This is a genomic window from Longispora fulva (assembly GCF_015751905.1).
GTDB lineage: Bacteria > Actinomycetota > Actinomycetes > Mycobacteriales > Micromonosporaceae > Longispora > Longispora fulva.
Genome location: NZ_JADOUF010000001.1, coordinates 1,361,579 through 1,384,501, shown reverse-complemented (window position 1 = coordinate 1,384,501; position 22,923 = coordinate 1,361,579). Strand labels below are relative to the sequence as shown.

Genomic DNA, 22,923 nt, shown 5'->3' with positions numbered 1-22,923 from the left:
GAACGGAGGCCTCATGTCCGCCCAGAGCACGGCATCCGAGCGGGCCGCCGGCCTGGCCGAGCCGCCCAACCGCCGACAACGCGCCCGGGCCGCCACGCTCGAGGAGATCAAGCAGACCGCCCTCGAGCTGATGCGCGAGCAGGGCACCGTGGACGTGCGGTTCACCGACATCGCCCGCGCGATGGGCCTGACCCCGCCCGCGCTGTACCGCTACTTCGCCGACCGCGACGAGCTGCTCACCGCGATGGTCACCGACTCGTTCGAGGACCTCGCCGCCGAACTGGCCGCGGCCCGCGAATCTGTGCCCGCCACGGACCTGGGTGGCCGGTTCCTCGCGACATGCGGGGCGTACCGGAAATGGGCCGGCGCCAACCCGCAGCGGTTCTCCCTGATCTTCGGCGTGCCCGTGCCGGGGTACTCGGCCCCGGTCGGCGGCCCGACCACCGACGCGGCCCAGCGCGCGATGGCCAACCTGGCCGGGCTGGTGCTGGACACCGAGCGGCACGGCACGCTCGGCGCCCCGCTCGTGCCGGACGTGAGCCCGGCGTTCGCGGAGTTCGCCGGGTGCAAGCTCGCGGAGTTCGGGGACGCGATCGCGCCCGCGACGTACCAGGCGATGCTGCTGACCTGGTCCTCGCTGCACGGGTTCGTGTGTCTCGAGGCGTACGGGCACTTCTTCTGGATGGAGCCGGGGATCCGCGACGACCTGTTCCGGGCGCTCGTCCGGGTCGCGGCGGTCACGACCGGCCTGACCCCGCCGGACTAGGCACGGTCACGACGGGCCGGGCCCGCCCGGACCAGCGGTCACGACCGGGCCGCCGGGCCGTCTTCACCACCATCAGACGGTTACGGCGACCCCTCACTCTGCGCGCGGCGGATCACACGAGGGTGGCCAGACCCGGATAGTGGGTGACGTAGCCGTGGTCGTCCAGGCCCAGCTCCGCCGTGTAGCCCAGCGACGTGTAGCCGATCCGGCCGGGGCCGAGGACCGTGTACGTCTGTTCGTGCGGGAACACCTCCAGGGTCGGCACCCGGACGAACACCATCGTCAGCTTGTGCTTGACGCCGACCGGCGCCGACAGCAGGTCCAGCCGGCGGACCGGCAGGGTGTTCGTCAGCGGGGACAGCCCCAGGTCCACGTCCACCGCCTCGTCGAGCCGGTCCGGGTCGTCGATGCCGGCGACGGAGCCGTCGAGCCGCCCCTCCTCGCCGGTCGCCACCCGCCACCGGCCGGCGGCGTGCTCCAGCCGGGCGGTCCGGCGCCACCCGACGCCGGTCACGTCGACGTCGAGCCGGCGGGTGCGCCACAGCTCGTCGGTGGCCAGCGAGTACCGCACGACGTACGGCATCTCGCCACCCACCACCGCAGACCCCTCGGCGGTGAGGCCGGCGTGCTCACGGAACAGGGCCAGTTCGGTGCCGGGCGGTTCGACGCGCTGCCAGGCCCGACTGCTCGGGTACACCGTCATGGGTCTGACCCTAGCCCCGAGACGGCGGCGGCACCCCGATCTCCGCGCAGATCGCCCGCGCGTCGTCCATCATCGAGTGATCGGCCAACAGCTCGCTGAGCAGGGCGAGCGTGCCTGCCTCCGCGAGTCGGAACCCGCTGGCCCGGTGGCCGGCGAGTGCGCGCCGGGCCTCGGCGACCGCCCGCCCGCGCAGGCCGGCGTCGGCCAGCGCCCCGGCGAGGGCCGTGCGGGCCTGGTCCTCGGCGAGCGGGTAGTCCTCGCGCGCGCCGACCCGGACCGCCTCCGTGGCCTGCCCGAGGGCGTCGCCGGCCACCCGGACCAGGCCGAGCCGCGCGGACACCTCCGCCTCCACGGACCGGATGCCCCGCGCGCCCTCCAACGCCAGCCGGTACTGTCGCCCCGCCGCCGCGCGCCGTCCCCGCGCCTCGTGCACCGCCCCGACGTGCACTCGGGCGAACGCCTCCAGGTACGGGTTGCCGAACCGCAGCGTCCCGTCGAGCGCGGCCTCGGCCCAGGTCTCGGCCTCGTCGACCGCGCCCCGGTCGAGCGCGATCGCCGCGAGCACGTCCTCGGCGTGGCAGACCAGGTGCGGCCGGAGTTCCCGGAACACCGCGAGCGCCGCGCGGCCGGCCGCCGCGCCCTCGTCCAGCCGGCCGAGCATCCGGTAGGTGACCGCCAGGTTGAGCCGGGCGATCGCCGCGCCGTCGCGGTTCTCCTCGTCCGGGGCGAGCAGCGGCAGGGCCGCCTCGTAGTGTTCCGCGGCCTCGCGCAGCCGGCCGGCGATCCGCAGGCCCCGGCCGTGCACGAGCAGGCACGCCGCCTCGGCGACCGGCAGGTCGATCAGCCGGATCCACCGCAACGCCTCCGCGCTGTGGCGGACCGACTCGCGGCGGTGCCCCAGCGTGCCGTGCGCGTCGGCGACGCCCTGGTGCGCGCCGGACAGGACCCGGGGGTCGTCGCTGTGCGCGGCGGCGGCCAGCCCGGCGAGGGCGACGGCGAGCGCGTCGTCGACGTACCGGCGGACGGCCAGGTGGCCGCGCAGGCCGGCGGCGAGCAGCCACACCGCCTGCGGCCCGACCGGCTCCGGCGGGTACAGGACGGCCGCCACCAGGTTCTGCCGTTCGGACTCCGCCCAGGCCATGGCGGCGTCCCGGTCGGCGAACGCCACCGGAACGGCGGTGGCGACCGCCGCCGGCACGGGGAGCGTCAGACGCTCGGGCGACAGCACCTCGGACACGGCGTGCGCGGCGAGGACGTACCAGTCGTAGAGCCGGCGGACCGCGGCGGCGCCGTCGACCGTGTGCCGGTCGGCGTGTTCCCTGGCGTAGAGGCGCAGCAGGTCGTGCAGCGCGTACCGGCCCCCGCCGCGCGCCTCGACCAGGTGCCCGGCGGCGAGCCGGTCCAGCGCCCGGCGGGCGCCGTCCACCGGCAGGTCCGCGAGCGCGGCGACCGCGTCCGGGCCGAACGACACCCCGGGCACCAGGCCGAGGAGCCGGAACAGCCGGGCCGCGCCGGGTTCCAGGGCGGCGTGCGAGTGGTCGAACGCGACCCGCACGGAGGCGGCGTCGTCCCCGGCGAACTCCAGCGCGGCCAGGCGGTCCGCGGCGCGCAGGCGGGCGACGTGCCCGGCGATGCCGGTGTCGGACGGAGCGGGGAACCGGGCCGGGAAGCCGGGCTCGGGTCGGTCGGCGAGGTGGGCGGCCGTGATCCGGACCGCGAGCGGCAGGTGGCCGCAGAGGGCGACCAGCTCGGCGGCGGCGTCCGGTTCGGCGGCGACCCGCTCCGGTCCGATCACGGTCCCCAGCAGGGCGACCGCCTCCCCGGGGCCGAGCACGTCGAGGGCCAGCCTCCGCGCCCCGTCGCGGGCGGTCAGGCCGGCGAGCCGGTCGCGGCTGGTCACCAGGGCCCGGCTGCCCGCGCCGCCCGGCAACAGGGGACGGACCTGGTCGGGATGCCGGGCGTTGTCGAGGACGACGAGGACCCGGCGGTCGGCGAGCTGGCTGCGGTAGAGGGCCGCCGCCTCGTCCACATCGGTCGGGATGGCGGCCTCGGGCACGCCCAGCGCCCGGAGGAACCGGGTCAGCGCGTCCACGGGGCGCACGGGCGGGACGCCGGAGTAGCCGTGCAGGTCCGCGTACAGCTGGCCGTCGGGGAACCGGGCGCGGGCCCGGTGCGCCCACCGGACGGCGAGCGCGGTTTTCCCGACCCCGCCGGCCCCCACGACGCTGCCGATCGTGGCCGGGCCGCCGGGGCCGAGCAGAAGGTCGAGCTGGGCGAGCTGGGCCTCGCGGCCGGTGAACCCCGCGACGCCCGGGGGCAGCTGGGCCGGGACGACCCGGGGCGCGAACAGCTCCTCGTGCAGGCGGCGCAGCTCCGGGCCGGGGTCGAGGCCGAGTTCGGTGGCGAGGTCGGCGCGGATCCGCTCGTACGCCGCGCGGGCCTCGGCGCCGCGGGCCGCCCGGAACAGGGCGAGGACCTGCAGGGCCGCCGGGCGTTCGCGCAGCGGGTGGGCGCGGACCAGCCGGGCGACGTCGTCGAGCACCTCCCCCGGCCGGCCGCGCGCGACGGTCGCGGCGATCCGCAGCTCGGCCGCGGACAGCACCAGGTCGTCGGTCCCCGGCTGGAGCAGGGCGCGGACCCCGTCGGTGGCGTCGCCGCCGAACAGCGGGTCGGGGCGCAGGGCGAACGCGCGGGCGAGGAGGTCCGCCCGGTGGGCGGGGTCGGTCGCGGAGAGGGCCCGGTCGTACAGGTCGCGGAACCGGTGCAGGTCGACGCGGGCCGGGTCGCCGTCGAGCCGGTAGCCGGCCGGGTCTGCGACGAAGTGGACAGTTCCTGCGGGGTGGCGGTCGCCGGAGAGGACCCGGCGGAGCCGGGACACGTGCACCTGCAGGGCCGGCCGGGCCCGTTCCGGCCGCGCGCCGTCGTCCCACAGCAGCTCGACCAGCCGGGCCACGGGCACCGCGCTGTTGAGGTGCACGAGCAGCACTCCGAGGAGCGCCCGCTCCCGGCGGCGGCCGAGCGTGACGGGTCGACCGGCCACTGTCGCCTCGACGGCGCCGAACACCCTGAACTCCACCCACCGAGGCTAACCGACCACACAGGTCATTCACATATGTGTACGCGATGCCATATTCTGAACGACTCTTGACCGGCTGACATCGATTCAGTTGACTACGTGGAACCCCACCCCTCCGGAGGTACCCGTGCCCCGTATCCGCGCACCCTGGCTCGCGACCGCGGTGGTCGCGACCGTCGCGGTCCTCGCCACCGCCCCGATCGCACTGTCCGCCCCGTCCGGCCCCCTGTCGGCGACCGGCGGCCTGAACCTGTCCGCCGCCAACCGGCGCGCCCCGCTCCCCGGCCTGTACGACTGGAGCCACGCCGGCTACCGGGGCGGCGCCGACCTGCCCGGGGCCGGCGACATCAACCCCGCGCCCGCCTGCCAGATCACGCCGGCCGAACTCGCGCAGCTCGGCGCGACGCCGGGCGACGGGGTCGACGACACTGCCGGGCTGCAGGCTGCGATCGACCAGGTGAGGGCGAACTGTTCGCCGACCGCCGGGTACACGAAACTGAGCTTGATCTCCCTGCCCACAGGGATTCTCAACGTCTCCCGCGAGCTGCACGTCGACGCCGACTACCTCGTCGTCCGGGGCGCCGGGGCCGACACCCGGATCGTCTACCGGCCCGACGCGAACACCCGGTATGACACCCTCACCCCGGACGGCTCGGACTGGGACGAGGACGGCATGACGTCCGGGCAGGGCAAGGGCGGCTGGCTGTGGCCAGGCCGGGGCCTGTTCCGGGTGCAGTCCCGGGGCGTGCACTCCGCCTACGCCGCCGACTACGCCGCGGCCCCCGCCAACCGCAAGGACATCTTCGAGGGCACGGTCAACGTGCACTGGAAGGTGGGCGTGAAGCTCGGCGACAAGCCGGGAGACCCGGGGTTCGCGGCCCGGACCGGGGACACGGTCGTGCGCCTGGCCAGCAGCGGTTCCCTCTCCGCGCTCGTGCCCGGCGGGCTGGTCAACATCCGGGCCGCGAACTCGATGCGGTTCTACGAGCAGCAGCAGGCGTTGCCCACCGACCAGCCGCTGCAGAACCTGCACATGCGCCAGCAGATCTTCACGATCGCGGCCGTGGACGCCACCGCCCGCACCCTCACGGTCGACAAGCCCCTGGAGTACGACGTCCCGGTCACCTCGGTGTCCGACGGCTCCGCCCCGATCGACGGCGTGGCCTACGACTCCAAGGCGGCGCCGATCGTCGACCCGGTGCTCGGCGTCGGCTTCGAGAACCTCACCATCACCCAGGACGAGCCGGGCCTCACCCGCGCCGAGGCCGTGCACAACTACGGCAACATGGACCCGGCGGCCGAGATGCACGGCATCGTCTTCAAGTGGGCGGCCAACTCCTGGGTCCGCGGCGTGCACACGGAGATGACCGGCTCGCACCCGATCGTCACCGAGGAGGCGAAGAACCTGCAGATCGTGGACAACGTCCTCGACGGCGCGTGGAACAAGGGCAAGGGCGGCAACGGGTACTTCCGCGGCTCGCGGGTCTGGGACTCCCTGTACGCCGGCAACACGTCGCGCAACCTGCGGCACTTCACGTTCCAGTGGTCGGCCTCGGGCAACGTGGTGATCGGCAACGACCTCGACTCCGACCTCAACCTGCACGGCGGTTGGGAGCGCAACAACCTGTTCGAGCTGAACACCGTGGCCGTGCCGTACGGGCACCGGTCCGCCAACTGCCGGGCCAACTGCGGCGAGGAGGGCGGCGGCACGCCCGACGACTCGAACTGGTTCCCGATCTGGTGGGGGGCCGGCAGGAAGGCGATCAAGTGGTCGGGGGCGTCCGGGCCGCGCAACGTGTTCTTCAACAACGCGATGACCAAGCAGCTCGGCACCGACACCTCGCCCTATGTGGACTACTATGCCGACCGGCACCGGGTGTACCAGTTCGGCTGGTCCGGGACCGGCTACCAGCACCTGGACGTCGCGGGCGCGCCGATCGCCGACTGGGCGCACAACGAGCAGCGCGACTACGCCGGTGGGCACGGGGTGGACGCGACCCGGACCGACCCGGGGGCGTCGCTGTTCCTGGTCTCGGTGGGCGGCACCCCGACGTCCGCGCCGCCGACCACCCGGCCGCCGACCTCCGCGCCGCCCACGTCTACTCCCCCGACGTCGGCTCCCCCGACCACCCGGCCGCCGACGTCGGCACCGCCCACCACGCCCCCGGCCGGCGGGCTGACCGCGACGTTCGCGCAGACGTCGGTGTGGGGCACCGGGTACGGGGCGACGTACAGCCTGCGCAATCCCGGCACGGCGACCGTGACCGGCTGGGCGGTGGAGTTCGACCTGCCGGCCGGGTCGGCGGTGTCCAGCTCGTGGAGCGCGAACCAGACCAGGACCGGGCAGCACTACCGGTTCACGAATCTCGGCTGGAACGGGACCGTGAAGCCGGGCGGCACGGCGAGCTTCGGCTTCAACGTGGCCGGGCCCGGAGTGCCCACCGGGTGCACCGTGAACGGCAGGACGTGCTGAACCGACGGACACCGGGTCGGGAACCTCCGTAACCGTGTCCTGAAGTTGTTCTTGTGGCGCTCTCCCCGGTCGGGGGGGCGCCACGGCTACAGGCGGGTGACCGTCGCGTGCCAGCCCGCCGCCGGGCCCGACGCGAACGTGGTCTCCAGCGGGGCGGGCTCGATCGACGCGACCCGCCAGCCGTCGGCGAAACTGGCCAGCAGCTCGACCCGCGTGACCCGGCGCGGACCGTAGTCCCCCGGCTCGTTCTCACTGAAACACAGCACGTGGTACGTGCCACCCGCCACCGTCGCCGACCGCAGGCTCGCCACGAACCGCGCCCGATCGGCGTCCGTGAAGACGTGGAACAGCCCGCAGTCCAGCACGGTGTCGAACTCCGCCCCGAGCGCGCCCAGCTCCAGGGCGTCGGCGACGACGAACCGCGCGGTCAGGCCCCGGTCGCGGGCCTTGCCCGCGGCCCGCGCGATCGCGGTCGGCGACGTGTCCACCCCGGTGGCCGCGAGCCCGAGCCCGGCGGCGAGCAGCGCGTGCTCGCCCGTGCCGCAGCCGACGTCGAGGACGGCGCCCCGCAGACCGCCGGCGTCGGCCAGGGCCTGGAACACCGACTGCGGGCGGCCGATGTCCCAGGGCGGCGCGCCGTCGCGGTAGTAGGCATCGAAGTCCTCCACGCGGCGCGACCGGTCCGGGTCAGTCATGGGATGAATGCTCTCATATCCGGAACGCCAGGTTGACCATCACGAAGATGTACACGAGGGTCCCGATCGTGCCCGCCGCCAGCACCACGCCCGGGTGCACCTGCGACCACGGCATCCGTACCCCCGGGAACTCCTCCCGCAGCCGCTCCCACCACACGCCGCGGCGCTCGGCCAGCGGGAGCCGGAGCCGCCGGACCAGGCGGTGGAACTCCTCCGCCCGCCACAGCCGCGCGTCGACCACGAACGGCCGCGCCGAACGCGACGTGACCACGATCCGGCCGGGCCGGAGCTGGTCCGTGCCGACCTTCACGTCCACCGAATGCATGCCCGTGACGTCGTCCACCGGCACGACGAACACCGGCCAGCGCCAGGCGTTGCGGACCGTCATCCGGTCGCCGTCCAGCAGGATCCGGGCGTTGACCAGGCGCAGGACGATCAGGCCGCCGACGTACAGCAGCGGCAAGCCCAGGCCCAGGACCGTGGCCACGAGCGCGCCGCCGCCCCCGGCGCCCTCGCCGTCCCGGCCGCCGGCCAGCAGCCGGAAGAAGAACAGCACCATCCCGACCAGCAGGAACGGGGCGAGGATGACCAGGCGGGCGATGTACACCCGGTTGTCGGGGAGGACGCACAGGGAGGCGGTGGACCGCCGGCCGTCTGCCATCCGCCCAGCATTCCACACTGGACAGTCCCGGGCACCGGGTCGCGCCCGACCGGATCGGGGCCGGGCCGGACTCAGATCGCGGAGATCCGGACCCGGCCCAGATCGCGGAGAGCCCGGCGCACTCGGGAACGGTGCCTGAGACGTGGGCGGCAGACCTGACCCCTCTAGCTCGGGGGCCGGGACGTGGGGCGGCAGATCTGACCCCCTCGGGCTCGGGGGCCGGGACGTGGGCCGCCGGGCTCAGGTCGTCGCGGTCGCCGGGGTCGGGAAGCGCAGGTCGCGCAGCGCCCGGGGCGGTTCGGCCACGCCCGGTCCGCCGAGGGCCACCCAGTCAGCAATCGCCGCGACCGTCCCCTCGTCCAGGACCCCGCCGAGCCAGGCGGGCCGGCCACCAGCTGCCCGGCCGGCCGGGGACGGGCCGACGACGACCACGTTCGAGCGTTCGCACGGGCCGAGGCAGTCCGGCACGGCCCGGACCACCGCCACGCCCGCCAGGCCGGCGCGCAGGGCGTCGAGCTGGGCGTCATGGTCGGTGTCGGGGTGCTTGCGGGCCGTGCCGCAGCAGCAGCCCCGACAGACCGTGACCCGACAGCGGGTGCGCTGGGTGACGGCGGGAGGCATGCGGTGATCTTGCCAGAGGGCCCGCGACCGCCGTGGTCGCGGGCCCTCCGCCGTGCGCGTTGGTGCGTTACCGCAGCTGGTAGGCCCGGTCGATCCGTTCCGTGAACGTCGCGCCGGCCGCGTCCGTCATCGCGAACCGCAGCGACACGTACGTGCCGGCACTCCTCCTCGGGTGCTCCACGGTCGCCGTCCAGGCGGTCCCCCTGCCCCCGACCTTGGCCGGCTTCCAGGTCGCCCCGTCGTCGTAGGACACCTCGGCCGTGAGCTTCTTCACGGTCGACGCGGCGGCGCCCGTCTCCCGCTGCACGGCGATCGGCAGGGTGAACGTGCCGGCCGGCGCGCGGTTCTCCGCGTCCAGCTCCGGGTTGACCCGCACGACCGACAGCGGCAGTGCGACCGGGGTGGTGCCCGGCGCGGTCTTCGACCGGAAGGTCCACTCCGCCTGGTAGACCGTCGACAGCCGCGAGTCGCCCGGGGCTGCGTGGTGCGCGACGACGATCCGGTAGTCGGTCTCCTTCGGGTCCGCCGGCAGCTTGTACCCGGTGAACTTGTACGGACCGGCGTAGATCCGCTCGCCGTTGCGGTAGATCACGACCTTCGTCGTGAACGCGTCGTGCTCGTACACCGCGCGCTCGACGACACCGTTGGCCGCGAGGTCCATCCCGAGCCAGAGGATGTCGCCGACCCGCCGGTTCCCGTTGAGGTCCGCGTACAGCCCGACCGCGAACACCGCGCCGTTCCACCGCTCGGCGTTCTTCGCCCCGACCTTGTACGTGCGGGCCTTGCCGAACGTGAGCCGGTCGAAGTTGTTCCACGAGTCCGGCGGCTCGTGCAGCTGCATGAACACCGGCGCCCAGCTCAGGGCACCGCTCGCCGAGTAGTAGTCGGTCCGCGTGGAGGGCATCGCGAACTCGCCGACCGCGCCGCCGGGCAGACCGGTGTCGACGCCGTTGAGCAGCGGGGTGGCCTCGTGGCTGCCCCGGTGCTTGTCGGCCGCCGAGGCGAAGGTGGTGCTGACCTTGGCGAGTTCGGAGGTGGCCGGCCGGTAGCCGCCGTCGGTCGGGATCTTGCCGGGGACCACCTTGGCGAGGTGGTAGACGTACGGGGTGTCGTCGTACGTGCCGTCGCCCTTCGGCTTCGCCCACTGGGTGAAGTTCTCGTAGAGGAACTGGCCGCTGCCCGTGCCGGCGCTCGGGATGGTGTAGATCCCGTCGATCGTGCTGCCGCCCCGGAAGTCGTACATCTCCAGCGCGGTCACGTAGGTCACGCCCGGGGTGAGCTGCACCGCCCCGATCGTGGCGCTGGCGATCCGCGCCGACCTGTCCGGCGCGCTGTTGGCGACCGGCCGGCCCTTGCGGGCGTCGAACGTGAGCATCCGGTCGCCGCGCAGGACGAACTCCGGCTCGGCCCCCAGGGTGACGTCCTGGGCGTCGGGGTCGGCGGCCCGGGCGGTGCCCAGGACGGCCGTGGCCGTGAACGTGCCGGCGTGCAGCCGCACCCGGTAGGTGTTGCCGTCCAGCTTGCCGAGGTAGAACCGCTGCCGGGCGATGTCGAACACCCGCAGGTCGGTGTAGTCGGGGACCGCGCCGTTGCGGCCGACGACCGTGATGGCGAGGTCGTAGCTCTCCTCCTCCAGCTCCACGCCCACGGCCGTGCGGACCGCGACGGAGCCGTCGTCGGAGCGGGCGATGACCGTGCCGCTGTAGGTGTCCGGCTTGCCGATCCGGGTGTCGACCTGCACCGTGGTGCGCGCCGTGCCCTGCGCCGGCACGGTCACGGACTTCGCGCCCAGGGTGAACAGGCCCGCCGGGGCCGGCTTGCCGTGACCGTCGAGCTCCACCTGGCTCAGCTGCAGGGTGACCGGCTTGTCGCCGTCGTTGCGGTAGGTGAGGGTCTTCACCATCGGCAGGTTCGACGAGTACGGCCAGCGCGCCACGCCGAAGCTCAGCGACGCCGGCTCCTGGGTGACGTGCTGGGCCACGGCGCGGCCCACGTCGACCCGACCGGCGCCCTGGATGTACGCGCCGAGCTCGGCGGCCGGGTTCGTCGACCCCATCAGGTGGGCCTTGAGCTGCGCGGGCGTCCACGTCGGGTGCTGCTGGGCCAGGATCGCCACCGAGCCGGTCACGTGCGGGGTGGCCATCGAGGTGCCGGACATCTCGGTGTAGTTCTCGTTGTCCTCGAACGGCTCGCCGGTACCGGCCGCGCGGGCCGCGACGATGCCGACGCCCGGGGCGACGATGTCGGGCTTGACCGCGCCGTCGGGGTGCCGGGGGCCGGTGCTGCTCTTCTGCCACACCACGTCGTTCGCGGTGGGCAGGGTCGCGCCGACGGCCAGGGCGCTGTCCGCCGAGGCGGGCGAGATGATCGAGTCGCGGCCGTAGTTGCCGGCGGCGGCGACGACCAGGGTGCCGTACTGGGCCGTGATCGCGTCCACGAACTGGCCGACGATGTCGGTGTGGGGGTCCACGTCGGGGGTGCCGAGGCTCAGGTTGATCACCTTCGCGCCGTGGATCGCCGCCCAGGACAGGCCGGCGATCACGCTGGAGTCCGTGCACTCGCCGTCGCTCGTGCACACCTTGCCGACCAGCAGCTTCGCGCCCGGGGCCACGCCCCTGAACCGGCCGCCCGACGCGGCACCCGAACCGGCGACGGTGGACGCGACGTGCGTGCCGTGCCCGTTGTGGTCGATCACGTCGGCGTCGGGGGTGAAGTTCTCCGACCCGACCACCGTGCCGGCGAGGTCGGGGTGCGTCGGGTCGTACCCGGTGTCGAGGACCGCGACCTTGACGCCCTCGCCGGTGAATCCGGCGGCCCACGCGGCCGGGGCGCCGATCCTCGGCACGCTCCAGTCGAGCTGGATCTTCGACTTCCCGTCCAGCCAGACCTTGGCGATCGGCGCGTCGAGGGCGCGCAGGGCGCCCGTGCCGGGCGTCAGGCCGCGCCACAGGTCCGCGGCCTTCGCCCGCGGCTGGGACACCGCGACCAGGTCGAGCGTGCCGAGGTCGCGGGCCTTGGCCGCCGCGAGCCCGTTGGTCCGGGCCTGTCCCTTCTGGTACTGCACCAGCAGCGGCAGGTCCGCGCGCGCCGCGTCGTCGTAGCCGGTCGCCGCGAGGGTCGACACGTCGAACAGCCGGGGGTCGAGCCGGCCCTGGGCGAGCATCGGCATCGCGTCGGCCGGCACCACGGACCAGCCCTTCGGGCCGCGCTGCCGGATGAAGGTGACCTTCTCCCGGCCGGGCCCGGCGGTGATCTCCGCGGGGGCGTACCCGTCGCGGCCGGTCCGCAGGGTGACCCGGTCGCCCGTGATGAGCGTGACGTTCCGCGGCGGCTGGTAGGCCTGGGGGGCCGAGGGGGCGTCCGGGCCGGGGTCGGCCCCGGCGGGCACGGCCCCGAACGTGCCGAGCACGGTACTGAGTGCCACGCCCGCCACGAGGAGTAACCGGCGGCGGGACAGCGGGGACGGGGCCGGGGAGGCTGGCCGTGGATGCGGTTCGTTGAGCATTCCGTCTCCAGGGTGGGGGGTCGGTCGTGTGCTCTTTCTAGCCGCGCCCCGGACGATCGGCCAGGTGTGACACCTGTCCGGTTGCGGCCCGCGCCGGAACCGGCCATGATCGACCGGCATGGGGGCCAGGAGCGCAGACGAGTTCGTGTTCGGCGCGGTCGGCGTCACGCCCTTCGACGAGGGCGTCTACCGGACCGTCCTGGCCGGACCGCCGGTGACGGTGCGTGACCTGGCCACCCGGACCGGCTCCGGCATCGACAAGCTCCAGGCCGCCCTGGGCCGGTTGCGCGGATACGGCCTGGTCAGCAGGTTGTCCGGCCGCCCTCCCCGGTGGACGGCCGTGAGCCCGACCACCGCCGTCGCCGCCCTGGTCCGCAACGCGCACGAGGACCTCAGCCGGGTCACGGACACCGCCGCCGAACTGGAGGCCGTGTACCGGGCGATCGGTCAGGCCGCGCGCCCCGGCGAGGGCGTCGAGCTGCTGACCAGCGCCGACGAGCTGGGCCGGTGGTTCGTCCGGCTGCAGCAGGAGGCCACCGAGGAGATCATGAGCCTGGACCGGCCGCCGTACGTGCTGGACCACAGCAACCCGCTCGAGCACATGCTCCTCGGCCGCGGCGTGCGCTACCGGGCCATCTACGCGCCCGAGGCCTTCGAGATCCCCGGCATCCTCGACGACGTGACGGGCCTGTCCCGGGCCGGCGAGGAGGCCCGGGTGCTCGCCGGCATTCCGCTGAAGATGGCCGTCGCCGACCGCCGGCTCGCCCTGTTGCCGCTGCACCTGGACCCACCGATCACCCGCAGCGTCGTCATCCGGGGCACCACCCTGGTCGCGGCGCTGGTCACCCTGTTCGAACGGCTCTGGGAGCAGGCCGTGCCCCTGACCGCCGGGCCGTCCGCCGACACCGACCCGCTGGACGCGGAGGACCGGCGGATCCTGCTCCTGCTGTTGTCCGGGCTCAAGGACGAGGCGATCGCGCGGCAGCTCGGGACGAGTACCCGGAGTCTGCGGCGCCGGATGCGCGTGCTGTTGGACGCCCTCGGGGCGGAGAACCGGTTCCAGGCCGGGGTGCAGGCGGTCCGCCGGGGCTGGGTGTGACCGCCGGACCCGGACGCTCCGTGGTCAGTGGTGTTTGCGGCGGCCGTCGAGGTCGATGCCCAGCAGGGTGGCGACGACCAGCGTGGCCACTCCGAGCGTGATGGCGGCGTCGGCGAGGTTGAACGCCGGGAAGTACTTCGCGTCCGGCCCGAACACCGACACGAAGTCGACCACGTGCCCGCGCAGGAACCCCGGAGCCCGGAACAGCCGGTCGCCGAGATTGCCGATCGTGCCGCCGAGCAGCAGGCCCAGGCCGACCGCCCAGGACACCGACCGCAGCCGGGACGCCATCCGCACGATCGCCACGATGGCCACCGCCGCGATGATCGCGAACACGAACGTCATCCCGCTGGCGATCCCGAACGCCGCCCCCGGGTTGCGGATCAGGCTGAAGTAGACCAGTCCGCCGAGGAAGCGGGGCGAGTCGCCGGGCACGAGGTGTTCGACCACGAGCACCTTGGACACGATGTCGGCCACGGCGGCCACCAGGGCCACTCCGGCCAGCAGTCCCACCCGGCGGCGGGCGGTCGGTTCGGCGGGCGGGGCGGGGACGCTGCTCGTCATCAGCGGAGTCTGTCAGATCCGGCCCCGCCGGGAGCGCCCGGTGCCAGCCCCGGCCACCGGGGTGGTCGGGCGCTCGCCGCCCGTGGCTCCGGGCTGGAGAGAGTCGGGTGCCACGACGCACGGCTCCGGGTCCGGAAAGCCGGGTGCCTCGCGGTCGGTGAACGCGGCGGTTTCGTCGTAGCCGTGCGCCATCATGGGGCGGTGACCGCGCCCATCCCCGTCTCCGCCAGCCCCGCCGAGCGGATCCGCGCCGCCAGCCGCCGGTGGACAGAGCCCGAGCTGGTCGACCGGTGCGCGGCGCTGCTCCGGGGCGGCCCGGCCGACGACCCCGAACTCCTCGCCTACCTGGGCGGACGCGGCGCCCAGCCCCTCCTCGACCTCGACGCGCTCGTCTACTGGCCAGCGGTGTGGGCCGCCCGCGCCCTGCTCTACGCCTGGCACCCCACCGCCGCGTCCGCCGTGGTGGCGGCCCTGGGGCACGACGCGTGGCGGGTCCGCGAGATGTGCGCGAAGGTGTGCGCGCTCCGCGAACTCGGCGAGGCCGCCGACCCGCTCGCCGCTGCCCTGGCGGATCCGGTGCCCCGGGTGCGGGCAGCCGCCGCCCGGGGGCTGGGCGTGGTCGGGGAGGCCGAGCACGCCGGGCCGCTGCGGAAGGCCCTCACGGACACCGATCCCGAGGTGCGCCGCCGCGCCGATCAGGCCCTCGCCCGCCTGTCCGACCGCCTGGACCGCCCCCTGTAGCCGGCCCGCTCGGCACACCGTCGCCTTCCGACCAGCCCGCGCGGCGGCACGCCTTCGCCTTCCGGCCGGCCCCCGCTCGGCACGCGGCCCCGAACACGGCGGCCGCGGGCCCGACAGGCCGGGTGCCCTTGACGGCCGGTGGCGTATCGACTACAACCGATACTTGTGTCCGGTTTCCGGCACCATGACCCCAGGAGGACCCCCGTGCCCCACTCCGCAGTCCGACGACTCAGCCGGGCGGTCGCGCACGTCGCGACGGTCGCGCTGGCCACCGGGGCCCTGGTCGCCGTCGGGGCGGGTCCCGCGCTCGCCGCCGGGGACGCGAAGCCGCCGAGGACGACGCACGGGCCGTGCGAGTTCACGGAGACTCCGGACGAGCCGGCCTCCCGTCCGGTGCCGCTGCCGCCGGATCCGCACCGGACGCCGAGCCGGGGCACGGTCGACGCCGAGTTGCGCACCAACCACGGCCCGATCACGGTCACCCTCGACCGGGCGAAGGCGCCGTGCACGGTGCAGAGTTTCGTCCACCTCGTCGAGCACCGGTTCTACGACCGGTCGCCGTGCCACCGGCTCACCGCGTACAAGACGCTCAAGGTGCTGCAGTGCGGCGATCCGTCGGGGACGGGCGAGGGCGGGCCGGGGTACAGGTACAAGGACGAGTTGCCGACCGACCTGCCGCCGGCGCCGAACGACCCGACCGGCCAGCGCCGGATCTACCCGCGCGGCACCCTCGCGATGGCCAACGCCGGCCCGGACACCAACGGCAGCCAGTTCTTCCTGGTGTACGCCGACTCGGTGCTCCGCCCCAACTACACCGTCTTCGGGCACGTGGACGAGCCCGGGATGCGGGCGCTGGACGCGATCGCCGCCGGCGGGGTGCAGCCGACCCCGGAGGACCCGGCGCCGCTGGACGGCCCGCCGGCTCTCGCCACGACGATCACCCGCGCCACGGCCCACTGCTGAGCGCGGGCGTGCCCGGCCCGGCCACCTGAGCCCCGGGCCGGGCACGCCGACCCCATCCGGCCCAGTCAGGCGCATCAGCCCCCGCCGGGAGACCGGCCGCCACCCGGACACGGGTGCCGTTTCCCAGGTGGGCGTGCGACAGTGGGGCCGTGCTCCGGGTACTCACGCCGCCGCTCGGCTACCACCTCGCCGGCTCCGTCGGCCTGCTCTCCATGGGCCGGCACGACCCGTGCGCCCGGTTCGTCGAGGGCACCTTCTGGTGGACCGCCCGGACCCCGGACGGCCCGGCCGCACTGGCGCTGACCAGGGTCGGCCCGGACCTGCACGCCGAGGGGCACGGCCCGGGCGCCGCGTGGGTGGTCGAGCGGGCCGACGCGGTCGCCGGCCTGCGCGACGACCTCACCGGATTCGCGGAGCTCGCGGCGGCGCATCCCGTCGTGGCCCGCCTGGCCAGAACCCACCGTGGGGTACGCCTCCCCGCGACCGGCCAGGTGTTCCCCCGGCTGCTCCGGGCCGTCCTGGAGCAGAAGGTCACCGGCAAGGAGGCCTACCAGGCGTACTCGGCGATCGTCCGGAAGTTCGGCGCGCCGGCCCCCGGCCCGGTCCCCGCGCTGTGGGTACCGCCGGACCCGGCAGACATCGCGGCGGCGCCCTACTGGGTGCTGCACCCCTTCGGGGTCGAGCAGCGCCGGGCCGACACGCTGCGCCGGGCGGCCTCGGTCGCCGACCGGCTCGAACGGTGCGCCGACTCCGTCGAGGCCACGGCCCGGCTGACGGCGCTGCCCGGGATCGGGCCGTGGACGGCCGCGGAGGTGGTCCGCGTCGCGTACGGGGACCCGGACGCCGTCAGTGTCGGCGACTACCACCTGCCGAACATGGTCGCGTGGGCCCTCGCCGGGGAGCCGCGCGCCGACGACGCCCGGATGCTCGCGTTGCTGGCCCCGTTCGCCGGGCACCGCGGCAGGGTGTGCACACTCCTGGCGGCCGCCGGGATGGGCGCGCCGCGCCGGGGGCCCCGGATGCCACTGCGCTCCTTCGCCGGCTACTGATCGCGGCGAAACCGGCCCAGCATCGGCCCCAGTCGCCGGGCGAGCGGCAGGCGAGGCCGACGCCCCCGAGCTCACGGCGGCCACCCCGCCTGGTCGGGCCGACGGAGACCGGGCCGGGCCCGACCGTAATCAGAAGATGTTCCTGGTCTTTCCGACACGGCGCGGGGCGGGGCCCTTGTGGACCCCGCCCCGTGTCGGACCGCTCAGGCCGACGCCGGCCCGAACGTGCGGTGGTGCGGGCCGCAGCCCCCGCCCCGGCCGGCCATCCGCCGGAACGCCTTGCGGCGCAGCACGAGGAACGCGACGAACATGATCGGCAGGATCGGCCAGAAGAAGTGCCCGCCGGACAGCGCCGCGAACGTGACCACGACCGCGAGCGCCGTCAACCCCACGAACGCCCTGCGCCGGCCCCAGGCCCGCAACTCGGCCCGGGCCTCCGGGGTGTGCCACCGCAGCTGGCGCGGCAGGTCGGTGAGCAGGACGTCGAGCTCGTGCCGGTACTTCGCGGCATAGGCCGCTGCCTGCCGCTCGTCGCACTCCTCCAGCGTGAGCATGCCCTCGGCGAGCGCGGCGCGCAGGAAGGCGACGGTCTGTTCGCGTTCCTTGTCGGAGGCGCGGACCTGGCCCGGTTCGTGTTCCATTGTTACCTCCTGAGGTGATGGCTCAAGTCTGGGCGGCGGCGGCCCGCACCGCGTCGGTCCGGCGGCGTCATTCCGGGAGCGCCGGCTACTCCCCCGGGAGTAGTGCCGCCGCCTCCCCGGAGCCGACGTGCCGGGCGCGCCCGGTGCACTACCCTGCGGGCATGCGCCGACTTCGCCCGCGTCCGCCGCGGATGCTGCGCCCGCCGTCGTGGCGGGTGCGGGTCCTGCCCGTGGTGGTGGCGGCCGCCCAGATCGTCGGCGTCCGGATGATCGGGCACAACGCCGACGTCCTCGACGCGCGTGGGTACGCGCTGCTCACCGCCTCCGGCCTGGTCCTCTACCTGGGCCGGGTGCACGTGGGCCTCGCGCTGACCGGCACCCTCGCCGCGACGGGCGGCTACCTGGCGCTCGGCTACCCGTGGGGTCCGGTGGCGATCGGCTGTCTCGTCGCGTTGTTCCTCACCGTCCTCACCGGGCACCGGCAGTGGGCGAAGGCCGCCGCCGCGACCAGCCTGGTGGGCTTCGTCGCGATCAGCACCGTCGTCGACCGGCAACCCGCGCCGACCGTCGGCCGCACGCTCGGGGTCGCCGCCTGGCTGGTCGGCGTGCTGATGCTCGCCGAGTTCGTCCGGGTGCGCCGAATGCACTTCACCGAGGTGGCCAGGACCCGCGCCGAGGAGCACAAGCGGCAGTCCAGCGACGAGCGACTGCGGATCGCCCGCGAGCTGCACGACGTCATCGCGCACAACATCTCCCTGATCAACGTGCAGGCCGGCGTGGCGCTGCACCTGCTCGACGACGACCCTGGCCAGGCCCGCGAGGCGTTGACCGTGATCAAGGCGGCGAGCAAGGAGACCCTGCAGGAGCTGCGGTCCACGCTGGGCGTGCTGCGTCGGGTCGACGAGGAGGCGCCGCGCACGCCGGCCCCGAGCCTGACCCGCCTGGACGAGCTGCTCGGCCGGCTGGCGACCAGCGGGCTCGACGTCCGGCTCACGGTGACGGGCGAACCCCGGGAGCTGCCGGCCAACGCGGACCTGGCTGCGTTCCGGATCGTGCAGGAGGCCCTGACCAACGTGTACCGGCACGCGCACGTCGACACTGCCCGCGTCCTGGTCGGCTACGAGCCGGACGCGGTGACCGTGGAGATCCTCGACGACGGGGTGGGCGGCGGCTCGACGGCCGGCAACGGGCTGACCGGGATGCGCGAGCGGGCCGACGCGCTCGGCGGCACTCTCGTCGCCGGGCCCCGGCCGGAGGGCGGCTTCCGGGTGTACGGCAGGCTGCCGGCATGATCCGCGTACTGCTCGCCGACGACCAGGCCCTCGTCCGGGGCGGTTTCCGCGCGCTGCTGGCCGCGCAGGACGGCATGGACGTCGTCGCGGAGGCGCCCGACGGGGCCGAGGCCGTGCGGCTGACCCGCGAGCTGCGGCCCGACGTGGTGCTGATGGACATCCGGATGCCCCGGCTCGACGGCATCGAGGCGACCCGCCAGATCGCGGCCGACCCGGCGCTGGCCGACGTGCGGGTGGTGATCCTGACGACCTTCGAGCACGACGAGTACGTGTTCGAGGCCCTGCGGGTCGGCGCGAGCGGCTTCCTCGTCAAGGACACCGAGCCGGCGGACCTGATCCAGGCGGTCCGCGTGGTGGCCCGGGGCGACGCGCTGCTGTCGCCGGGGGTGACCCGCCGACTGATCGCGGAGTTCGCGACCCGGTCTCGGGGACCGGCCGCGGCCCGGGACCTCGGCGTGCTCACCGACCGGGAGCGCGAGGTGATGGCCCTGGCCGCCGGGGGCCTGACGAACGAGGAGATCGCCGAGCGGCTGTTCCTGTCCCCGGCGACGGCGAAGACCCATGTGTCGCGGGCGATGGTGAAGCTCGGCGCGCGGGACCGGGCCCAGCTCGTCGTGATGGCGTACGAATCGGGCCTGGTCCGACCCGGCTGGGCGGATTAGCCGGATTCCTCCCGCCAACGGTCGGCGCCCGGGGCGGTAGGGACATAGCGATGGACGGAAATTTTATAGACTCTGCGGGTACCGATGCACCGAACTCTGCGGGCTGCGTCATATCCAATGAGAGAAGAAGGCTGTGCGTCTCCACTCCGCGGCCCGGGTGCTCGTCGTCGCCCTAGCGCTGGTTCTCCTCGGCACTGCCGCCGTCGGCGCGGTCCGCACGGCCGGTCAGGCCGCCGGGCGGGTCCGTCCGGCGAACGCGAACAACCCGTGGCACACCGAGTTCGTCAAGGTGCGCTCGCAATTCGCCAGCGGCGTGCCCAGCGGCAGCCGGGTCACCCTGGCCACCTCCGTCGACAGCCCCTACTGGACCCAGCGGCTCGTGGAGATCGCGATGCTGGAGGGCTCCTACGTCGTGCGGCCCGGCGAGACCACCGACTACACCGTCTCCCTGAACACCGGGAACCTCCGCCTGACCATCGAACGGCAGAGGTGATCCGGCCATGACCCCGTTCCTCGCGATCCTCGCGGTATTCGCCCCAGGAATCCCCCTCGGCTACGCCCTGACCCGCAACGCTCTGACGGCCACCGTGGCCGCGCCTCTGATCACCGGGGTCACCGCGGCCCTCGGCACGATTCTCATGCTGGCCACCGGCGGCCCCCTGCTCGCCTGGTCGGCCGGGCTGTTCCTCGCCCAGTGGGCGGTGGCGGGCGTGCTGCTGGTCCGCCGGACGGTCGCGCCGCTGCCGGGGGGCACGTGGGCCGAGGCCCGCTGGCTGTTCCTGCCGCTCACGCCCATGTTCCTGGAGGTCCTCGCGCCGCCGATCCTGTGGGACTCGCACTCGATCTGGTGGCTGCACGCCGGTTACTTCTCCTGGGGCGGCGACTTCGCCCGCGCGGCGATGGGCAACCCGGCCGTGACCGCCTTCTCGCACACCGACTACCCGCCGTTGACGTCGGCGACCACCTCCGTGGTGTGGGGGGTGCTGCCGGGCGCGAACGTGTGGGACGCGCAGTTCGCCTCCGCCGCCTTGTCGTTCTCCGCGATCGCGTGCCTCGTCTACGCCGTCCGGCGGATCACCGAGCAGGCGCCGGTCGTCGTCTCCCGGACCGCGGCCGTCGGGGTCGGCCTCGCCGCGTGGAGCACCGCGCCCTACACGGTCGTGGGCGGGATGGCCGACGCGCTGTGGGCGACCAGCGTCGTCGGCGCGGCGCTCCTGTTGCTGTTCGGCCGCAAACCGTTCGCCCAGCCGGCCCTGCCGCTGCTGATGCTGGCCGCGGCGGCGCTCAGCAAGAACGAGGGCTACGTCGCCGCCGGCATCGTGGCGCTGGTCGTGACGGTCCGGGAACGCCGCAACCTGCGCCGGGCCTGGGTGGTCTGGTTGCCGTTCGCGGCGGGGCAGGTGTGGTCCACGATCGCCCACCATGTCGGCGCCGTCGGGGACGTGCACTTCCGGGTGGACACCCTGCGGGGCCACGACGCGGTGCACCGGTTCGGCACGACGCTGGCCGCCATGTGGCACGAGGCCGGCCTGTACGCAGTCCTCGGCCTGGCGGTGGCCGTCCTCGGCGGGCTCCTGCTGCGCCGACGGCGCGAGAGGCTCGGCCTCGGCTCCGACGTGTGGCTGTGGCTCGTGGTCGCGGCCTACGTCTCCAGCCTGATGGTGACCTACGTGGTCACGCCGATCGACCTGAACTGGTGGATCATCACGTCGATGGACCGGGTCATGCTGCTCGTGGTGCTGGCGGCCTGCGCGAGCGCCGCTGTCTGGGCGGCCGCGGCGTGCAGTCCGCTGCCGCTGGAGGAGCCGGCTGTCCCCGAGCAGCGCGCCGTCCCGCCGGAGGGTGCCCTGTCCCCGGAACTGGCCGGGTCCGAGGCACCCTAGCCCGGCACGCCCGCCCGATGCTGCTGTGGGCTCACCCCGTGCACCCGCTTGAAGGCCGTGCTGAGCGCGAACGCGCTCCCGTACCCGACCTGCCGGGCCACCGCCCCGACGGTGACCTCCGGCTCCCGGAGCAGGTCGGCGGCCAGGGCGAGCCGCCACCCGGTGAGGAACGCCATCGGCGGCTCCCCGACCAGGTCCGTGAACCGTCGGGCCAGCGCCGCCCGGGACAGCCCGGTCTCCGACGCCAGGCCGGCGACCGTCCACGGGTGGGCCGGGTTGTTGTGCAGCATGCGTAGGGCGCGGCCGACGACCGGGTCGCCGAGCGCCCGGTACCAGGCGGGGGCCGCGGCCTCCGGTCGGGAGAACCAGGCGCGCAGCACGGCGATCAGCAGCAGGTCCAGCAGCCGGTCGAGGACGGCCTCCTGGCCGGGTTCGTCCTTGACGATCTCGGCGGCCAGCAGCGGGACCACGGGACAGTCCCAGGCGTCGTCCGCCAGCACGAGCAGGGTCGGGAGCGCGTCGAGCAGCCGCCGGCTGACCGCCCCGTCGAGTTGGTACGTCCCGGTGAGCATCACCGCCGCCCCGTCCGGACTGTTCCCCCAGGTCCGCACGCCCAGGTGCATCGCCTGGGCGAGGTCGACCCCGTCGGGGGTGGCGCAGCGCTGCCCGGGGTGGATCACGACCTGCGGCGGGGTGCCGGGGTCGTCGGCGACGGTGTACGGATCGGGGCCACGGGTGACGGCGACGTCGCCCGGCCCGAGCCGGACCGGCGCGCCGCCCTCCGGCACGATCCACGCGGTGCCGCGCACCATGGCGACCACCGTCAGGGGCGCGCGGTCCTCGACCCGGACCGACCACGGGGGGTCCAGAACGGAGCGGAGCAGGAACGCTCCCCGGGCCCGGGGCCCGTCGAGGAGCCCGGTGAGTGCGTCCATGCGGTCCAGCGTAGACGCGCGCGTATGCCCGCGCGCCTCTCGGCGATGGCCGGGTCCACCAAGATCAGGTTGACTGGGACCATGAACCTGATCCGAGGCGCCGTCCTGATCGCGGCCACTGTGACCACCGGCCTCATCGCCGGCCTCTTCTACTCCTTCTCCGTCGCCGTGATGCCCGGCCTGCGCCAGGTGGAGGACCGCAGCTTCGTCGACACCATGCAGCGGATCAACGTGGCCATCATCAATGGCTGGTTCATGCTCTGCTTCGTGGGCGCACTGCTGCTCACCGCCCTGGCGGCCGTGCTGCACCTGCGGGCCGCCGGCCGGACCGTGCTGCCGTGGCTGGTCGCGGCGTTCGTGCTCTACCTGGTCATGTTCGTCATCACCTCGGCGGTGAACGTGCCGTTGAACAACGCGCTGGACGCGGCCGGGAAGCCGGGCGCGATCGCGGACCTGGCGGCGGTGCGGGCCCGGTTCGAGGCGACGTGGGTGGGGTGGAACGTGGTGCGGGCCGTGGTGTCCAGCGCGGCGTTCGGGTGCCTGACCTGGGCGCTCGTCCTGTTCGGCCGCTCCACCGCCTAAGCCCTTTTCCGG

At 74.4% G+C, this 22,923-nt stretch carries 21 protein-coding genes; 11 read left to right on the top strand and 10 right to left on the bottom strand.

The window, feature by feature from the left end; all coding sequences use genetic code 11:
* The first annotated feature begins 13 nt into the window (after positions 1 to 13).
* On the top strand, positions 14 to 766 hold the full coding sequence (locus tag IW245_RS06080) for a TetR/AcrR family transcriptional regulator (RefSeq protein WP_197002214.1): 753 nt from the start codon (positions 14 to 16) through the stop codon (positions 764 to 766).
* Positions 767 to 878: 112 nt separating this feature from the next.
* Here the strand turns inward: IW245_RS06080 and IW245_RS06075 are convergent, their stop codons facing one another.
* Both IW245_RS06075 and IW245_RS42080 read right to left on the bottom strand, forming a co-directional pair.
* Positions 879 to 1,469, bottom strand: a complete 591-nt coding sequence (locus IW245_RS06075; protein WP_197002213.1) for a putative glycolipid-binding domain-containing protein — start codon at positions 1,467 to 1,469, stop codon at positions 879 to 881.
* Positions 1,470 to 1,479: 10 nt separating this feature from the next.
* Positions 1,480 to 4,545 carry an AfsR/SARP family transcriptional regulator gene (locus IW245_RS42080; RefSeq protein ID WP_197002212.1) on the bottom strand — a complete coding sequence of 1,022 codons (3,066 nt, stop codon included), beginning with the start codon at positions 4,543 to 4,545 and terminating at the stop codon, positions 1,480 to 1,482.
* Between the two features lie 127 nt (positions 4,546 to 4,672).
* Here IW245_RS42080 and IW245_RS06065 point away from each other — a divergent pair, with 127 nt between their 5' ends.
* Positions 4,673 to 7,018 (top strand): cellulose-binding domain-containing protein, encoded by a 2,346-nt coding sequence (locus tag IW245_RS06065; RefSeq protein ID WP_233472623.1) that lies wholly within the window; start codon positions 4,673 to 4,675, stop codon positions 7,016 to 7,018.
* Positions 7,019 to 7,104: 86 nt separating this feature from the next.
* Here the strand turns inward: IW245_RS06065 and IW245_RS06060 are convergent, their stop codons facing one another.
* From IW245_RS06060 to IW245_RS06045, 4 genes are all read right to left on the bottom strand, one after another.
* A complete protein-coding gene (locus IW245_RS06060; RefSeq protein ID WP_197002211.1) occupies positions 7,105 to 7,713 on the bottom strand; it encodes a class I SAM-dependent methyltransferase in 609 nt (202 codons plus the stop codon).
* 13 nt (positions 7,714 to 7,726) lie between these two features.
* A complete protein-coding gene (locus IW245_RS06055; protein ID WP_197002210.1) occupies positions 7,727 to 8,374 on the bottom strand; it encodes a hypothetical protein in 648 nt (215 codons plus the stop codon).
* A gap of 240 nt (positions 8,375 to 8,614) precedes the next feature.
* Entirely contained in the window at positions 8,615 to 8,995 is a 381-nt protein-coding gene (locus tag IW245_RS06050; protein ID WP_197002209.1) for a hypothetical protein, read from the bottom strand.
* 67 nt (positions 8,996 to 9,062) lie between these two features.
* On the bottom strand, positions 9,063 to 12,419 hold the full coding sequence (locus IW245_RS06045; RefSeq protein WP_197002208.1) for a S8 family serine peptidase: 3,357 nt from the start codon (positions 12,417 to 12,419) through the stop codon (positions 9,063 to 9,065).
* 199 nt (positions 12,420 to 12,618) lie between these two features.
* Between IW245_RS06045 and IW245_RS06040 the strand changes: the two genes are divergently transcribed.
* On the top strand, positions 12,619 to 13,599 hold the full coding sequence (locus IW245_RS06040; RefSeq protein WP_197002207.1) for a helix-turn-helix domain-containing protein: 981 nt from the start codon (positions 12,619 to 12,621) through the stop codon (positions 13,597 to 13,599).
* Between the two features lie 24 nt (positions 13,600 to 13,623).
* On the opposite strand, the gene lspA is transcribed toward IW245_RS06040, so the two are convergent.
* Entirely contained in the window at positions 13,624 to 14,163 is a 540-nt protein-coding gene (lspA, locus tag IW245_RS06035; protein WP_197002206.1) for a signal peptidase II, read from the bottom strand.
* A 12-nt stretch (positions 14,164 to 14,175) separates the two neighbouring features.
* On the bottom strand, positions 14,176 to 14,358 hold the full coding sequence (locus IW245_RS06030) for a hypothetical protein (RefSeq protein ID WP_197002205.1): 183 nt from the start codon (positions 14,356 to 14,358) through the stop codon (positions 14,176 to 14,178).
* Positions 14,359 to 14,364: 6 nt separating this feature from the next.
* Here IW245_RS06030 and IW245_RS42075 point away from each other — a divergent pair, with 6 nt between their 5' ends.
* From IW245_RS42075 to IW245_RS06015, 3 genes are all read left to right on the top strand, one after another.
* Complete coding sequence (locus IW245_RS42075; RefSeq protein WP_197002204.1) at positions 14,365 to 14,904, top strand: HEAT repeat domain-containing protein; 540 nt, start codon at positions 14,365 to 14,367, stop codon at positions 14,902 to 14,904.
* 204 nt (positions 14,905 to 15,108) lie between these two features.
* Positions 15,109 to 15,867, top strand: a complete 759-nt coding sequence (locus tag IW245_RS06020) for a peptidylprolyl isomerase (protein WP_197002203.1) — start codon at positions 15,109 to 15,111, stop codon at positions 15,865 to 15,867.
* Positions 15,868 to 16,016: 149 nt separating this feature from the next.
* On the top strand, positions 16,017 to 16,916 hold the full coding sequence (locus tag IW245_RS06015) for a DNA-3-methyladenine glycosylase family protein (RefSeq protein WP_233472625.1): 900 nt from the start codon (positions 16,017 to 16,019) through the stop codon (positions 16,914 to 16,916).
* Between the two features lie 203 nt (positions 16,917 to 17,119).
* Here IW245_RS06015 and IW245_RS06010 read toward each other — a convergent pair whose 3' ends face one another.
* Positions 17,120 to 17,557 carry a DUF1707 SHOCT-like domain-containing protein gene (locus IW245_RS06010; RefSeq protein WP_197002202.1) on the bottom strand — a complete coding sequence of 146 codons (438 nt, stop codon included), beginning with the start codon at positions 17,555 to 17,557 and terminating at the stop codon, positions 17,120 to 17,122.
* 161 nt (positions 17,558 to 17,718) lie between these two features.
* Here IW245_RS06010 and IW245_RS06005 point away from each other — a divergent pair, with 161 nt between their 5' ends.
* The 4 genes from IW245_RS06005 (at position 17,719) to IW245_RS05990 (ending at position 21,394) form a co-directional block, all read left to right on the top strand.
* A complete protein-coding gene (locus IW245_RS06005) occupies positions 17,719 to 18,849 on the top strand; it encodes a sensor histidine kinase (RefSeq protein WP_197002201.1) in 1,131 nt (376 codons plus the stop codon).
* The gene (locus IW245_RS06000; protein ID WP_197002200.1) at positions 18,846 to 19,511 is read left to right on the top strand and encodes a response regulator; all 666 of its coding nucleotides are present in this window, start codon (positions 18,846 to 18,848) and stop codon (positions 19,509 to 19,511) included. The genes IW245_RS06005 and IW245_RS06000 overlap by 4 nt, the downstream gene beginning before the upstream one ends.
* A 133-nt stretch (positions 19,512 to 19,644) precedes the next feature.
* Complete coding sequence (locus IW245_RS05995; RefSeq protein WP_197002199.1) at positions 19,645 to 20,004, top strand: hypothetical protein; 360 nt, start codon at positions 19,645 to 19,647, stop codon at positions 20,002 to 20,004.
* Between the two features lie 7 nt (positions 20,005 to 20,011).
* Complete coding sequence (locus IW245_RS05990) at positions 20,012 to 21,394, top strand: LPXTG cell wall anchor domain-containing protein (protein ID WP_197002198.1); 1,383 nt, start codon at positions 20,012 to 20,014, stop codon at positions 21,392 to 21,394.
* Here the strand turns inward: IW245_RS05990 and IW245_RS05985 are convergent.
* On the bottom strand, positions 21,391 to 22,329 hold the full coding sequence (locus IW245_RS05985) for an AraC family transcriptional regulator (RefSeq protein ID WP_197002197.1): 939 nt from the start codon (positions 22,327 to 22,329) through the stop codon (positions 21,391 to 21,393). The two genes, IW245_RS05990 and IW245_RS05985, sit on opposite strands and share 4 nt — an antisense overlap.
* 81 nt (positions 22,330 to 22,410) lie before the next feature.
* Here IW245_RS05985 and IW245_RS05980 point away from each other — a divergent pair, with 81 nt between their 5' ends.
* The gene (locus IW245_RS05980) at positions 22,411 to 22,911 is read left to right on the top strand and encodes an anthrone oxygenase family protein (protein WP_197002196.1); all 501 of its coding nucleotides are present in this window, start codon (positions 22,411 to 22,413) and stop codon (positions 22,909 to 22,911) included.
* Positions 22,912 to 22,923 lie beyond the last annotated feature (12 nt).